Here is a 15,055-nt window from a genome sequence, read left to right as displayed (position 1 = left end):
TTATCAGGCCAGTTTCAAGCTGCGACCGATGATTTCCTTCATGATCTCGGTGGTGCCGCCATAGATGGTCTGGACGCGGGCGTCCATATAGGCCTTGGCGATGGGGTATTCCTTCATGTAGCCGTAGCCGCCGTGCAGTTGCAGGCAGCGGTTGATCAGGTCGAGCTGTTCTTCGGTGCTCCACCACTTGGCCATGGCGGCGTCCTCGGCGGTGAGTTCGCCCTGGTTGAGCATTTCGATGAACTTGTCGACCATGAGGCGCACCGCGGTGGTCTTGGTGGCCAGCTCGGCGAGCACGAAGCGGGTGTTCTGCAGGGCGCCGATCGGCTTGCAGAATGCCTTGCGGTCGCGGACGTACTGGATGGTCATCTCCAGGCAGGCCTCCATCGCCGCGGCCGCCATGACGGCGATCGACAAGCGCTCCTGGGGTAAGTTGCGCATGAGGTGGACGAAGCCCATGCCCTGAGTGCCGAGCAGGTTGTTGCCGGGCACGCGCACGTCGGTGAAACTCAATTCGGCGGTATCCTGCGCCGCGAGGCCGAGCTTGTCCAGGTTTCGGCCGCGTTCGAAGCCAGGCATCCCGCGCTCCGCCACGAGCAGGCTGAAGCCCATGGCGCCCTTGTCCGGGTCGGTCTGCGCGACCACGATCACGATGTCGGAGTTGATGCCGTTGGTGACGAAAGTCTTGGCGCCGTTGAGGATCCAGTCGTCACCGTCGCGCACCGCTCGGGTCTTGATGCCCTGCAGGTCCGAACCGGTGCCCGGCTCGGTCATCGCGATTGCGGTGATGATCTCGCCGGAGCAGAAGCCGGGCAGCCAGCGCTGCTTCTGCTCGTCGTCGGCCAGCTCCAGCAGGTAAGGCGCGATCACATCATTGTGCAGCGCGAAGCCGAGACCGGAGTACTGACGGCGCACCGACTCCTCGGCGACGATGGCGTTGTAGCGGAAGTCCTCGACTCCGCCGCCGCCGTACTCCTCCGGCATGGCCATGCCGAGAAAGCCCTGCTTGCCAGCCTCTAGCCAGACCTCGCGGTCGACGATGCCCTGCTCTTCCCACCTCGTGTGGTTCGGCGCGACGTGCTGATCGAGAAACTTGCGGTACGACTCCCGGAACAGTGCGTGTTCGGCTTCGAACAGTGTGCGCTGCACGCCAACCTCCTAGTGACCCACACCAGCCGGTCCACACCGGCCCTCGTTGCCAATACGGTACCCGGCAAGAGAATCCACGTTCACTTCTGGTCTGGAGATCTTTCCTCACCTGGACTGAAAGCGTGGCTTCGGAACATCGGGCGCGATTCTCGGCAAACGCGCGAAGGCCGAGGTTGCCTACCCGTCGACCCGGGGCCATCCCAGAATGATGGCGAACCCGATCGGTACTCAGATGTTCAGCCGACCGCGCAGCCGACCGACCAAGGTGCGCCCCCGGTCGCGCTCACGTTCGGCGAACAGGAAATTCATCTCCTCCTCCAGCGCCTTGCGTACCACATCGCGGAATTCTTTGGCGGCCGCGTGCACGTCGTCGGCGCCGCGCCAGGGCGCCGGGTCGATCGGAGCGCCCACGGAGAAGTAGAAGCGCTCCGGACGCGGGATCACAGTGGGGCCGATGCCGCGGAGGAGCGGAGGGGTGAGGTCGCGGCTGAGCCCGAGGGCTTCGACGGTCCAGCGCAGTGGGCGCAGAACCGGATGGTCGCCGTCGACGACGATGTCGTAGGCGTCATCGACACCGATCATGGCAACCGGGACGATCGGGGCGCCCGCCTCGATGGCCATGCGGGCGAAGCCGCTGCGACCTTCCCACTTCAGCAGATACTTCTCGTTCTTGCGGCGCACCGCCTCGCGACCGCCGCCCGGAAAGACCATGACGGCCTCGCCGCGCCGGAGCAGGGCAAGACAGTTGTCCCTGGTCCCTCGCACCGCGCCGTAGTAGTGCAGGAGTTGGCGCAGCCCGGGGACGTTGATCAGCACGTTCTCGGCCAGGCCGCGGACCAGGCGGCCACGGCGGCGCAACACCTCGGGCAGCAGCAGCGGTGCGTCGATGCCGCCCATCAGGTTGTGGTTGCCGACCAGGAGCACCGGACCGTCGGCGGGAAGATTCTCCAGGCCGTAGAAGCGCGGGCTCGTCCACGCGCGCAGCGGCGCCAGCAGGGTGTCGAGCACCCGCAGATCGGTGTCGGTCAGCGAAACAGACAGTGGCGCATCGTCACTGAGCACCGGATCGGCGCTCTCGGCACCCGAATGCCGATCACCGGAATCGGCGGCCCCGTGGCGGTCGTGCGACATGAACCCTCCTGCTGTCGATGAGGACAGACCGGCGCCCCTGTCGCTACGCGGACGAATGCCCGTCCGCCTCCGGCGCGCCGGCCGTTCCCGCGTGCGCGTACGCCGACAGGGCCGCGGCGAGGGCATGCGGGACGCGGGCACGAACGCGGGTTCCGCCCTCCTCATGGCCGGAGGTCAGGATGCGGCCATCGGCGTGGATGCGAGCGAGGAGGTCGCCCCGCGTGTACGGAAGCAACACGCTGATCTCCACGTCCAGCCCACCGAGCGTTTCGGCGAGGCGCGCGCGCAATGCGTCGATGCCGAGGCCGGTGTGGGCCGAGACGAACGAGGCGTCGGGGAGCAGTCCGCGCAGGTGGGTACGCTCCATCTGATCGATCGCATCGATCTTGTTGACCACGAGCAGTTCCGGCGGGGCAGACGCCCCGGATTCCTTGATCACGTCCGTCACCACTTCGCGGACCGCTTTGATCTGTTCGGCGGGCAGCGCGTCGGAGCCGTCGACCACGTGCAACAGCAGGTCGGCGCCGGTCACCTCCTCCAGGGTGGACCGGAACGCCTCCACCAGTTGGGTCGGCAGGTGGCGAACGAAGCCGACGGTGTCGGTGAAGACCACCTCGCGCCCGTCGTCCAGGCCGGCTCGGCGGGTCGTCGGGTCGAGGGTGGCGAACAGCGCGTCCTGCACCAGCACGCCGGAGCCGGTGAGTGCGTTCATCAGGCTCGACTTGCCCGCGTTGGTGTAGCCGATGATCGCCACCGACGGGATGCCGCTGGAGTTGCGGCGTGCCCGCATGGTGTCACGCGCGGTCTTCATCTCACGAATATCGCGGCGCAGCTTTGCCATTCGCTCGCGAATACGGCGGCGGTCGGTTTCGATCTTGGTCTCACCGGGACCACGCAGGCCCACGCCACCGTTGCTGCCCGCGCGGCCACCGGCCTGCCGGGACATGGACTCACCCCAGCCGCGCAGCCGCGGCAGCATGTACTCCATCTGGGCCAGCGAGACCTGCGCCTTACCCTCGCGGGAGGTCGCATGCTGAGCGAAGATGTCCAGGATCAAGGCGGTCCGGTCGATCACCTTCACCTTGACCACCTTCTCCAACGCGGTCAGCTGTGCAGGGGTCAGCTCACCGTCGCAGATCACGGTGTCCGCGCCGGTTTCCAGCACTACGGAACGCAGTTCGTCGGCCTTGCCGGAGCCGATGTAGGTGGCCGGGTCCGGCCGGTCGCGACGCTGGATCAGCGCCTCGAGCACCTCGGAGCCCGCGGTCTCGGCCAACGCGGCCAGCTCGGCCATGCTCGCCTCCGCCTGCATGGCGGTCCCGGTGGTCCAGACACCGACCAGTACGACGCGTTCCAGGCGCAGCTGGCGATACTCGACCTCGGTGATGTCGGTGAGTTCGGTGGACAGACCCGCCACACGACGTAGCGAGCTGCGGTCCTCCAACTGCAGTTCGCCGACCGTCGGGTCGGCGGACCAACCGGTGCGGTTCATCCGAGCGGCGTGCTCGGCGACGACGTCACCGGTCACAGTGTCATCGAACTCCTCGGCGGCGCCATCGCTCGCGGCCGCCGGGGTGAATGGGTACGTCTCTGATTTGCTCATACACCATCCATGCTGCCATGAAACAGCGGCAGGTTCACTCGGTTATTTCGCGGACCCGCGCAGCTCACATGCCGTCCCACCAGGAGAAGGCGAGTCGGCCGGTAGCCACCAGTACGGAAGGTCCGCGTAGCCACGCCGTACCGTTCTCCAGTCCGACGGTCACCTCGCCGCCCGGCACGCGGACGGTCGCCCGGCCGGTGTCCTCGGCGATCCGGAAGCCTTCGGCAGCCAGCGCCGCGGCCGCCGCGGCGACGGTTCCCGTTCCGCACGAGCGTGTTTCGCCGACGCCGCGCTCGTACACCCGCATGTCGACCGAGCGATCGGCGTCCAGCGCGGTGACGATCTCGACGTTCACGCCGTGCGGAAACAGGTCGGGATCGAAGCCCGGCGGAACGGTCAGGTCGAGCTTGCCGAGGGCTTCCGACGACAGTTCGGTATCGACGCACGCCAGATGCGGGTTGCCCACATCGATGCCGATCCCCGACATCGCCCAGCCCGCGATAGTCGCGGTCGATTCGCCCAGTTCGCGCACCTTCCCCATGCCCACGGTGACATCACCGGTGACCGGGCCCGCGGCGTGCACGGTGACCGGGCGCGCCCCGGCGCGGCTGCCGACGACGTAGCGGTCGCGGGTCTCCAGTCCCGACGCCGCCAGGTAGTGGGCGAACACGCGCACGCCGTTGCCGCACATCTCGGCGATCGAGCCGTCGGCATTGCGGTAATCCATGAACCAGTCGTCGGCGCCGACACCCTCCGGGATCTCTTCGAGCACACCGGCGGCCCGCAGCGCACCAGCCCTGGCGACCCGCAGTACTCCGTCCGCACCGATCCCACGCCTGCGATCGCACAGCGCGCTGACCCGCTCGGGAGTCAGGGCAAGACCCACCTGTGGGTCGGGCAGCACCACGAAGTCGTTCTCGGTGCCGTGCCCCTTGGTGAACTCGATGTCCGGCACGTGTGATGTCTCCCTCTTGTCGTCACTTGGCAAACGTCCGGCGCTGCCGGGAAATTTCGTAGAGAGCCACCGCCGCCGCCGACGGCGCGCCCAGCGAGCTGGCGGTGCCGCCCATCGGGATGTGCACCATGTCGTCGCAGGTCTGCTGCCAGGCCGCGCTCATCCCGCTGGTCTCGTTGCCGACGACGAGGATCGTTGCCTCGGTGAAATCGTGATCGTAGGCAGCGCGGGGGCCCTTCTCGTCGGTACCGACGATCCGCGTCGGAATGCCGCGGAGCACCTGGCGGTCGCGGAACTCGAGCACCTGGGCGGGTCCGGCGGCACGAATCACCGGCATGGCGAACAGTGAACCCGTCGACGCGCGCACAGTGTGCGGGTCGTACTGATCGGCGCCGTGCCCGGTGACGATGACACCGCTCGCGCCGAAAGCGTCGGCCGACCGGATCAGCGTGCCGAGATTGCCGGGCGAGTTGGGGCGGTCGAACACCACGACCACCGGTGCGTCCTCTCCCGGCTCACCCGGCTCGAAGGTCTCCAGTGCCACCTGCTTGGACACCGCGACGGCCACCAGTTCCGGTATGCCGGTGGACTTTTCGCCCAGTTCGGCCATCAGCTCCGGCACCAGGCCGACCTGCGGCACTCCGCTGGTGTCCAAGAGCTCGCGCGCCCAGCTGGACAGATCGGGCGCGCCGAGGCGGTAGAGCAATGTCTCCAGGGGCCAATCGTTGGCGACGGCCTGGGTGATCGGTCGAACCCCCTGCACCAGGAACCGGCCGTCGCGGTGGCGCTTGGTCCGGTTGTTCAGATAGGCCTGCCACACCTGGACCGAGGCGTTGCGAGTACTCACACGTCGGGTCACTGCGTCCGTTCTTTCTCGTCGAGCAGGGCGAGTGTCGTCGCCAACAAATCGGAGGCGGCGCCGTCCACCCAGCGCACCCTGGCATCTCGCCGGAACCACGAGCGCTGCCTGCGGACGTAGCGGCGCGTGCCGATCAGAGTGCGTTCCCGCGCGTGGCTCAGGTCGTATTCGTTGTCCAGATAGGACAGGACTTGTGCATATCCGATGGCGCGCCGGGCTGTGACGCCGGCGCGGAGCCCGCGCTCGATCAGGCCGCACACCTCCTCGACTAGCCCGCCCGCGAACATCAGGGCGGTGCGCTGCTCGATGCGCGCGTCCAGAGCCGCGGTCTCGCGGTCTACGCCGATGATGACGGTCCCCCACCGCGGCTGTCCGATCCGCGGCGCCGATGCGGCGAACGGACGGCCGGTGAGCTCGACGACCTCGAGCGCGCGCACCATGCGGCGGCCGTCGGTGGGCAGGATGGTGGCCGCGGCCACCGGGTCGGCCTTCCGCAGCGCCGCGTGCACCGACGCGACGCCGCCGTCGGCGAGCACCGCCTCCCAGCGCGCCCGCACGGCCGGATCGGTGGCCGGGAAATCCCACTGGTCCAGCAGCGCCTGGACGTACATCATCGAGCCGCCGACGATGATCGGCACCCGCCCTCGGTCCATGATCGCGGCGACGTCGGCGCTCGCCGCGGCCTGGTAGGCGGCGACGGTCGCGATTTCGGTCACCTCCAGCACGTCGAGCTGGTGGTGCGGGATGCCGCGCCGCTGCGCGACGGTCAGCTTCGCGGTGCCGATATCCATGCCCCGGTACAGCTGCATCGCGTCGATGTTCACGATCTCGCCGCCGAGCCGTTCAGCCAGGTCGAGCGCGAGGTCGGACTTGCCGGTGGCGGTCGGCCCGACGACCGCGATAGGACGGATTCCCGCGCCGGTCACGGGACGTCCTCGACTGAGGGCCGCCAGAGGCTCACGTGGTAGCCGACCCCGAACGGCGCGTCGCGGTAGCGCGTCTCGACCACCGGATCGGCGTGGAAGAGCCCGGCCAGCATCTGGTAGGCCGGGCGGCCGGAGAGGCCTAGTTCGGCGCACAGCGCCGGGTCGAGCGCGTGGATTCCGGCGCGGTCGCCCGCCGTCAGAGCGCGATCCAGTTCGTTTTGCACGGCTTCGGCCCGTGGGTCGAGGTAGCCGGGCGCCTTGGTGGACAGGGTGGCCGCGCCGTCGGCGACTACGAGCACGCCCCGTGGCGCATCGTCGGCGTCCAGCTCGGCGCGCAGTTTCGTCCCCAGTTCGGCGCAGCGATCGGGTCGCGCGTCCGCCGACATGATGTGCGCCTCGGCGACCGCCTCGGGCGCGACCCGCCCACGCAACCACCCGGCGACCAGCGCGGACAGCGGAAGCCGGGCGTCTGCCCCAGCCGAGCAGGTGAGCGCGGCGGCGGAGAGTCCAACCCGCACGTCGACACCGAACCCGCGGAATGTGCCGACCGTTTCCGGCCCGAGCACACCGTTTTCGGCCCCCACGCCGAGTACCGTCCACCGGTCCGTCACGGCAGCGAGGACATGCACCGCGTCCAGCACCGCGGCGCGCAGCACGGCGCGCGGATCGGGTCGGTCGATTGCCGCCGGGTCCGCCACGCCGCCGCACAGCTCGGGCACCAGGATCGGCGGCGAGGGAACCAGGGCGGCGATGGAGAACACGTCGTAACCGTAGTCGTTGCCGAGACCACGGGTACTTTCCGGCTTCGAGTGTCTCTGCCGGAAACACCGCCGAGATTGATAGTGTTCGAGGAGCTACAACCCAGGTCATCAGGGGTTGCATTGCCCCGGATTTAGGCGTGGATCGATGGTCACAAGAGCTCGGACCGGGTTCAATGGAATGAGCTAGGGCGTAACCAGGCAGCCGTGACGCGCGGCAGGGACGAGGAAAAATGACCGACAGCAACGGAACCGCGAAAGCCGGCCCGGGCAAGATGCCGCGCACTTCCGGTGCCCCGAAACCCGGCGGCTCGATTCAACCCCCCAAGCCGCACGCGGTCAAACCCGCCCCGGGCCCCGCCCAGCAGCACCCGCATCCCGTCGTCGTGCCCACCGTCTCAGATCCGAGCAGGTGGGGCCGGGTCGACGAAGACGGCACCGCGTGGGTGAAGACCACCGAAGGAGAACGCCAGGTCGGCTCCTGGCAGGCGGGGGACGCCGCCGAGGGCCTGGCTCACTTCGGCCGCCGGTTCGACGACCTGGCCACCGAGGTCGCCCTGCTGGAGGCGCGCCTGGCCGCGGGCGCGGACGCACGCAAGACCAAGGCCGCCGCCGTCGCGCTGGCCGAATCGCTGCCGACCGCCGCCGTCATCGGCGATATCGACGGGCTCGCCAAGCGTTTGCGGGCCATCGCCGAGCACTCCGAGGAGGCGGCCGCGCACGCCAAGGAGGAGAAGGAGCGCGCCCGCCACGAGCACACCGAACGCAAAGAGGCGCTGGCGGCCGAGGCGGAGAAGATCGCCGCCGAGTCCACCCAGTGGAAGGCCGCCGGCGATCGGTTGCGCGAGATCCTCGACGAGTGGAAGTCCATCCGTGGCGTGGACCGCAAAGTCGACGACGCGCTGTGGAAGCGATACTCCAAGGCGCGCGAGGCGTTCAACCGCCGCCGCGGCGCACACTTCGCCGAGCTGGATCGCGAACGCGCCGCCGCGAAATCCCGCAAGGAGGAGCTGTGCGCGCAGGCCGAGGAACTGTCCGGCTCCACCGACTGGGTAGGCACCGCGGGCGTCTTCCGTGACCTGCTCGCCGAATGGAAGGTCGCCGGGCGCGCCCCGCGCGAGGCCGACGAAGTGCTGTGGCGGCGCTTCAAGAGCGCGCAGGATGTGTTCTTCGCCGCCCGCAACGCCGCCGTCTCCGAGCGCGACGCCGAGTTCGAACAGAACGCGACAGCCAAAGAAGAGTTGCTGCGCGCCTACGGCCGCATCGACCCGTCCTCCGACCTGGACGGCGCCCGCACCGCGCTGCGCGAGTTGCAGGACAGGTGGGATGCCATCGGCAAGGTGCCGCGCGAGCGCATGCAGGAACTGGAAGGCAAGCTGCGCGCTATCGAGAAGCGCGTCCGCGACGCCGTCGACGCGCAGTGGCGGCGCAGCGACCCGGAGGCGATGGCCCGCGCGGCCCAGTTCCGTGAACGGGTGGCGCAATTCGAGGAACAGGCCGCCAAGGCGCAGGCAGCGGGCAACACTCGAGACGCGGAGAAAGCGCTGGAGCAGGCCAAGCAGTGGCGCGAATGGGCCGAGGCCGCCGAAGGTGCCGTGAGCAACCGCTGACCGCCGGCAACAGCAGTGGCCCCTCCCGATCGGGAGGGGCCACTGTCGTCTGATCGCGTCGTGTCAGGATTCGCCGGAACGGCGACGGCGATCGCGCTCCTCCGCAGCCGCGGCGGCATTGCGGCGCTGCTCTTCGGCCGCCAGGTGCAGTGCGGTGCGGCTCCACACCACGCGCACCCAGTGGAAGGTGAGCACGATCGCGACGATGGCTCCGAGGATCAGCCCGAAGCCGGGGCCCGCGCCGTGGTAGTTGCCCAGGCCGGGAGTCTGGCGGTGCCAGATCGAGAAGATGCCGAACGCGCTCGCGATAGCGCTGCCCGCGACCGCGATCCAGGCCAGCACCCATCGGCGGGTCATCAGCGCCAGCGTCGAGAAGCCGATGCCGAAGACGACGAGGAACCACACGAAGACGCGGGACGGCAGCCCGATGTGCTCGATTCGCGCCGCGTCGGTACCCAGCAGCACGTCGAATCCACGTGCCGCGCCCGCATGCGGCAGAACCAGCGACAGCAGCAACAGGAACACCGCGCCCGCCACCACCATGGCGCGCACGCCGGGGTCGATCTCGCCGGCGATCCGCCGCTCGACGGCATCGAGATCCTCACGGAATTGTTCGAAGTCGCTTGTGCTCGCCACCGAGTTCACCGAGTCCTCGTTTCGTTCGTCGTTCGCTGGACCCTCCGCGGGGTCGGTTGTCCCGCCCGGCCCTGGGGTTCCCGCGGACGTGCTCCGCTCATCGCCGGATGCGGAACCGGATCCCGCGGCGCCGCGGGTCACGTCGCCGTTCTTGTCCGGCCCGGTGCTCATCCGTCACAACCGGTCGAGCAGCCCGCGGCCGCCGGTTCCGGGGCGGGCGCGCCGACGCGGGGCAGACCCAGACCGACGCCGATGGGCTCGGTCTTCGGGGTGACGCCGCGCTCATGCGCATCGCCGGCGCGGGTACGGCGGTGGGTCTTGATCGCGGCGTCGGCGATCAGGTGGTGCGGAGCGGCATCGGTGATGTCGACGGTGACGAGATCGCCGGGGCGGATCGGCTCGGCGGTGCCGCCGGGCCGGAAGTGCACCAGCCTGCCGTCGCGGGCGCGCCCGCTCATCCTGGCGGTCGCGGCGTTCTTCTTGCCCGCCCCCGCCGCGACAAGCAGCTCGACCTCGGTACCGACCAGCGCTTGATTCGCGGTCAGGGAAATCTCCTCCTGCAGCAGGATCAGCCGATCGTAGCGCTCCTGCACGACGGCCTTGGGCAGCTGGCCGGGCATATCGGCGGCGGGTGTCCCGGGTCGCTTGGAGTACTGGAAGGTGTACGCGCTGGTGAAGCGCGCCTGCCGGACCACGTCCAGGGTCTCCTGGAAGTCCTCCTCGGTCTCGCCGGGGAAGCCGACGATGATGTCTGTGGTGATCGCCGCGTGCGGCATCGCGGCACGCACCTTGTCGATGATCCCCAGGTAGCGGGCCTTGCGGTAGGACCGACGCATGGCTTTGAGCACCTGGTCCGAGCCGGATTGCAGCGGCATGTGCAGCTGCGGGCAGATGTTCGGGGTTTCGGCCATCGCCTCGATCACGTCGTCGGTGAACTCGGCCGGATGCGGCGAGGTGAAACGGACCCGCTCCAGGCCGTCGATGGCCCCGCACGCACGCAGCAGCTTGGCGAACGCGCCACGGTCGCGGGGCTCATCGGGGTCGGCGAACGAAGCGCCGTAGGAATTCACGTTCTGCCCGAGCAACGTCACCTCGAGCACGCCCTGATCGACCAGCGCCTGCACCTCGGCGAGCACGTCGCCGGGGCGACGGTCGACTTCTTTGCCACGTAGCGAAGGCACGATGCAGAAGGTGCAGGTGTTGTTGCAGCCGACCGAGATCGACACCCAGCCCGCGTAGGCGGATTCGCGCTTGGCAGGCAGCGTGGACGGGAACGCATCGAGCGACTCCAGGATCTCCACTTGGGCTTCCTGGTTGTGCCGCGCTCGCTCCAGCAGTACTGGCAGCGAGCCGATGTTGTGCGTGCCGAACACCACATCCACCCAGGGCGCCTTGCGCACCACGACCTCACGGTCCTTCTGGGCCAGACAGCCGCCGACGGCGATCTGCATGCCAGGACGGCCCGCCTTGATCGGCGCCAGATGCCCCAGGGTGCCGTAGAGCTTGTTGTCGGCGTTCTCGCGCACCGCGCAGGTGTTGAAGACGACGAGATCGGCCGTCGCGCCGGGCGCGGCCTTCACGTATCCCGCATCCTCCAGCAACCCCGACAAGCGTTCGGAATCGTGCACGTTCATCTGGCAACCGAAGGTACGGACCTCGTAGCTGCGTGCTGTGCCCTCGACGGGCGCCGGAGACAAAACTGCCTGTCCGATCGAATCCACCCGTCCAGGGTACGGGTCCACGTCCGGCGGGTTTCGCGGGCATCGGCGCAGGAACCGGGGTGCCTGGGTAGAGAAACCGTAAGTTACGGCCACGTGTCGGCGCGGCGCGGCGTGACGGCGTGTCGCAGAAACTCGGGCAAATTTCCAGAATCCGCTTAAGGTCATTGACCATGACCGACGACGCCGCCGCGCCCGACCCGATCGGGAACGCTTCGACCGGGGACGTCAGCGCCGCCACCAGCGCGCCGCCGATGATCTCGATGCGCAATGTGGACAAGCATTTCGGCGACCTGCATGTACTCCGGGACATCACTCTCGAGGTTCCCAAAGGACAGGTCGTCATCGTTCTGGGCCCTTCCGGTTCCGGAAAATCGACGCTGTGCCGCACCATCAACCGACTGGAACCGATCGACTCCGGTGACATCGCCATCGACGGTGTCCCGCTGCCCGCCGAGGGCCGCGCGCTGGCGGCATTGCGCGCGGACGTCGGCATGGTGTTCCAGTCGTTCAACTTGTTCGCGCACAAGACGATCGTGGAGAACGTCATGCTCGCGCCGATCAAGGTCCGCAAGGTCAAGAAGGACAACGCGCGCACCCGGGCCATGGAATTGCTCGATCGGGTCGGCATCGCCGATCAGGCGGACAAGTACCCGGCCCAGCTGTCCGGCGGGCAGCAGCAGCGCGTCGCCATTGCCCGCGCGCTGGCGATGAATCCCAAGGTGATGCTGTTCGACGAGCCGACCTCCGCGCTGGATCCGGAGATGGTCAACGAGGTGCTCGAGGTGATGGTGTCGCTGGCCAAGGAGGGGATGACCATGCTGGTGGTCACCCATGAGATGGGCTTCGCCCGCCGTGCCGGGAATCGAGTGCTGTTCATGGCCGACGGCCTGGTGGTCGAGGACGCGACGCCCGACGCCTTTTTCACCGCGCCGAAGTCCGACCGCGCCAGGGACTTTCTCGGCAAGATATTGAGCCACTGAACTGCCGATAGCAAGACCGAACTGCCGGATAGCAAGACCGAACTGCCGATAGCAACACTGAACTGCCGGATAGCTAGACCCACTAGAGGGAGAAGGAACTCGATGAGGATCAACCGTGCCCTGCGAGTCGGTATCGGGGCGATCGCCCTGACACTCGCGGCCGCGACCGCCACCGCGTGCGGCGGCGGCGACGACAAATCCGCCCTGGACCACGCCAAGGACGGCAAGCTCACCGTCGGCATCAAGTTCGACCAGCCAGGTCTCGGACTGCGGAACAAGGACGGCTCCTACAGCGGCTTCGACGTCGAGGTCGCCAAGTACGTGGCAGGCAAGCTCGGCGTGCAGCCCGACAACATCACCTGGAAGGAATCCCCCTCCAACCAGCGCGAGACGCTGATCGAGAATGGTCAGGTCGACTACATCGTCGCGACCTACTCGATCAACGACCAGCGCAAGGAAAAGATCGATTTCGCCGGTCCATACTACGTCGCGGGGCAGTCGCTGCTGGTGCGCGCTGACAACACCGACATCACCGGCCCTGACAGTTTGAAGGGCAAGAAGGTCTGCTCGGTGAAGGGCTCCACCCCCGCCCAGAACATCCAGAAAAACTTCCCCGACACCCAGCTGCAGGCCAACGACACCTACTCGCTGTGCCTCGAAGGACTACGCGCGGGTTCGTGGGACGCGGTGACGACCGACGACATCATTCTGGCCGGCTACGCCGCGCAGAGCACTGGCGCGTTCAAGGTGGTCGGCAAGCCGTTCACTACGGAGAACTACGGCATCGGCCTGAAGAAGGGCGACAACGAACTCCGCAACCAGGTCAACGACGCGATCGAGGCGATGATCGCCGACGGATCATGGCAGAAGGCATTCGACACGACGGTCGGCGCCTCCGGCTACCAGGCGCCACAGCCGCCGACGGTGAACCGGTACTGAACTCCCTGCCGCCTTTCACCTGAGCCCGGGTCGCCCGGCCCCACCCGGGCCGAGCCTCCCGCCGCACTTCCCCATCGAGACCCGATCGGAGGGACGCGTCCGCCGTGTTCGACCTGATCTCGAGGTATGACACCAAAATCCTCGAAGCCTTCTGGGTGACCATAAAACTGACCGTGCTGTCGGCGATCGGCGCGCTGATCCTCGGCACGATCGTCGCCGGACTGCGCGTTTCCCCCGTGCCGGTCGCGCGGTGGGTCGGTACCGCCTACGTCACCATTTTTCGCAACACCCCGCTCACGCTGATCATCGTGTTCATGTCGCTGGGCCTCTACACCACGATGGGCTGGCGGCTCGCGGGTGAGGGGCCGGATTCGGTGGCGCAGAACAACTTCCGCTTCGCCGTTATCGGCCTGAGCATCTATACCGCCGCGTTCGTCTGCGAGTCGCTGCGCTCGGGCATCAACACCGTGCCGATGGGCCAGTCCGAGGCGGGCCGCTCACTCGGCTTGGGCTTCGTGCAGAATCTGCGGCTCATCGTGCTTCCGCAGGCGTTTCGCTCGGTCATCGCCCCGCTGGGCAGCGTGCTGATCGCGCTGACCAAGAATTCCACCATCGCTTCGGCAATCGGTGTTGCCGAAGCCGCGACCCTGATGGCGGAGATGAACGAGACCGAAGCCGCGGTGCTGGCTATCGGCGCGATCTTCGCGCTCGGCTTCGTGATCCTGACCCTGCCGACCGGCCTGTTCTTCGGCTGGCTGGCCAAGCGATACGAGGTGGCCCGATGAGTGAGCGAACCATGAACACAGCCGCAGGTGCGATCATGCCGGAGCCGAGCGTCAGCGAGGCGCAGGCATGACCGCTGGCCCCTCGGTGCTGTTCGATGCCCCAGGCCCGAAGGCTCGACTGCGCAACAACATCTTTTCGGTCCTGGTCGCGGGCGCGGTGCTCGCGGCGGGCTGGGTGCTCTACCGCGGATTCGCCGACAAGGGGCAGTTCACCACCGAGAAGTGGAAGCCCTTCCTGGACGCTGAAGTCTGGTCGACCTACCTGCTGCCCGGTGTGCGGGGCACCATCGTCGCCGCGCTGCTGTCGATCGTGTTCGCACTGGTTCTCGGCATGGTCTTCGGCGTACTTCGGCTGTCGGAGCATCGGGTAGTGCGCTGGATCGCGGGCGCGATCGTCGAGCTGGCGCGCGCGATCCCGGTGCTTATCCTGATGATCTTCCTGTTCGCGGTGTTCTCCGACTACAAGATCTTCAAGTCCGACGATCTCGCGCTCGCCGCCGTCGTCACCGCGCTGACCATCTACAACGGTTCGGTCATCGCCGAGATCGTACGCGCGGGCATTCGGTCACTGCCGAAGGGGCAGACCGAGGCCGCCGTCGCGCTCGGCATGCGCAAGGGCCAGCTGATGCGGTTGATCCTGCTGCCGCAGGCGATCACCGCGATGCTGCCCGCGCTGATTTCACAGATGGTCGTCGCACTGAAGGACTCGGCACTCGGTTATCAGATCACCTACGTCGAGATCGTGCGCTCGGGACAGCAGCTCGGCGCGGCCGAACAGAACACCATCCCGGCGTTGATGATCATCGCGGTCATCATGATCGCCCTCAACAGTGCGCTGACCCTGGTGGCGACCAAGCTGGAACGGCGGCTGCGGGCACGCAAACGCGGTAAGGGCGGCGCGGCCGTGGTGGCCGCGGACTCCATCATCACCGACGCGGCACCTGGCGTCGACATCGGGAAGAAGTCGTGAGCATCGATCACCGAGCGTTCGAGAAGTACCTAG

Annotated in this window: 14 protein-coding genes; 5 read left to right on the top strand and 9 right to left on the bottom strand. The window is 67.8% G+C overall.

Annotated features, from left to right (window positions below; translation table 11 throughout):
* Window positions 1-3 precede the first annotated feature (3 nt).
* The 7 genes from AB0H00_RS04550 to AB0H00_RS04520 all read right to left on the bottom strand — a co-directional run bounded on the left by AB0H00_RS04550 (window position 4) and on the right by AB0H00_RS04520 (window position 7,384).
* A complete protein-coding gene (locus tag AB0H00_RS04550) occupies window positions 4-1,149 on the bottom strand; it encodes an acyl-CoA dehydrogenase family protein (protein ID WP_357260763.1) in 1,146 nt (381 codons plus the stop codon).
* A gap of 228 nt (window positions 1,150-1,377) precedes the next feature.
* Window positions 1,378-2,280 carry a lysophospholipid acyltransferase family protein gene (locus tag AB0H00_RS04545; protein ID WP_357260760.1) on the bottom strand — a complete coding sequence of 301 codons (903 nt, stop codon included), beginning with the start codon at window positions 2,278-2,280 and terminating at the stop codon, window positions 1,378-1,380.
* A 43-nt stretch (window positions 2,281-2,323) separates the two neighbouring features.
* On the bottom strand, window positions 2,324-3,772 hold the full coding sequence (gene hflX, locus AB0H00_RS04540) for a GTPase HflX (protein ID WP_357262341.1): 1,449 nt from the start codon (window positions 3,770-3,772) through the stop codon (window positions 2,324-2,326).
* 175 nt (window positions 3,773-3,947) lie between these two features.
* On the bottom strand, window positions 3,948-4,829 hold the full coding sequence (dapF, locus tag AB0H00_RS04535; RefSeq protein ID WP_357262338.1) for a diaminopimelate epimerase: 882 nt from the start codon (window positions 4,827-4,829) through the stop codon (window positions 3,948-3,950).
* Window positions 4,830-4,860: 31 nt separating this feature from the next.
* Window positions 4,861-5,697: a TrmH family RNA methyltransferase gene (locus tag AB0H00_RS04530; protein ID WP_357260757.1), complete on the bottom strand. Its 837-nt coding sequence runs from the start codon at window positions 5,695-5,697 to the stop codon at window positions 4,861-4,863.
* A complete protein-coding gene (miaA, locus tag AB0H00_RS04525) occupies window positions 5,694-6,623 on the bottom strand; it encodes a tRNA (adenosine(37)-N6)-dimethylallyltransferase MiaA (protein ID WP_357260754.1) in 930 nt (309 codons plus the stop codon). The genes AB0H00_RS04530 and miaA overlap by 4 nt, the downstream gene beginning before the upstream one ends.
* Complete coding sequence (locus AB0H00_RS04520) at window positions 6,620-7,384, bottom strand: hypothetical protein (protein ID WP_357260751.1); 765 nt, start codon at window positions 7,382-7,384, stop codon at window positions 6,620-6,622. The genes miaA and AB0H00_RS04520 overlap by 4 nt, the downstream gene beginning before the upstream one ends.
* A 230-nt stretch (window positions 7,385-7,614) precedes the next feature.
* Between AB0H00_RS04520 and AB0H00_RS04515 the strand changes: the two genes are divergently transcribed.
* Window positions 7,615-8,991, top strand: coding sequence for a DUF349 domain-containing protein (locus AB0H00_RS04515; RefSeq protein ID WP_357260748.1), 1,377 nt, complete (start codon window positions 7,615-7,617; stop codon window positions 8,989-8,991).
* Between the two features lie 63 nt (window positions 8,992-9,054).
* Here the strand turns inward: AB0H00_RS04515 and AB0H00_RS04510 are convergent, their stop codons facing one another.
* On the bottom strand, window positions 9,055-9,798 hold the full coding sequence (locus AB0H00_RS04510; protein ID WP_357260745.1) for a hypothetical protein: 744 nt from the start codon (window positions 9,796-9,798) through the stop codon (window positions 9,055-9,057).
* A complete protein-coding gene (gene miaB, locus AB0H00_RS04505; RefSeq protein WP_357260742.1) occupies window positions 9,795-11,348 on the bottom strand; it encodes a tRNA (N6-isopentenyl adenosine(37)-C2)-methylthiotransferase MiaB in 1,554 nt (517 codons plus the stop codon). Before miaB ends, AB0H00_RS04510 begins: the two co-directional genes overlap by 4 nt.
* 251 nt (window positions 11,349-11,599) lie before the next feature.
* Between miaB and AB0H00_RS04500 the strand changes: the two genes are divergently transcribed.
* The 4 genes from AB0H00_RS04500 to AB0H00_RS04485 all read left to right on the top strand — a co-directional run bounded on the left by AB0H00_RS04500 (window position 11,600) and on the right by AB0H00_RS04485 (window position 15,022).
* Complete coding sequence (locus tag AB0H00_RS04500; RefSeq protein WP_357262335.1) at window positions 11,600-12,328, top strand: amino acid ABC transporter ATP-binding protein; 729 nt, start codon at window positions 11,600-11,602, stop codon at window positions 12,326-12,328.
* A gap of 102 nt (window positions 12,329-12,430) precedes the next feature.
* Entirely contained in the window at window positions 12,431-13,267 is an 837-nt protein-coding gene (locus AB0H00_RS04495) for a glutamate ABC transporter substrate-binding protein (RefSeq protein ID WP_357260739.1), read from the top strand.
* 104 nt (window positions 13,268-13,371) lie between these two features.
* On the top strand, window positions 13,372-14,052 hold the full coding sequence (locus AB0H00_RS04490) for an amino acid ABC transporter permease (RefSeq protein ID WP_357260736.1): 681 nt from the start codon (window positions 13,372-13,374) through the stop codon (window positions 14,050-14,052).
* 67 nt (window positions 14,053-14,119) lie between these two features.
* A complete protein-coding gene (locus AB0H00_RS04485; RefSeq protein ID WP_357260733.1) occupies window positions 14,120-15,022 on the top strand; it encodes an amino acid ABC transporter permease in 903 nt (300 codons plus the stop codon).
* Window positions 15,023-15,055: the final 33 nt, after the last annotated feature.

The organism is Nocardia sp. NPDC023852, assembly GCF_040639505.1.
Lineage (GTDB): Bacteria > Actinomycetota > Actinomycetes > Mycobacteriales > Mycobacteriaceae > Nocardia.
Note: the sequence above shows the minus strand (reverse complement) of the source record. Positions and strands in the feature narration are given on the sequence as shown.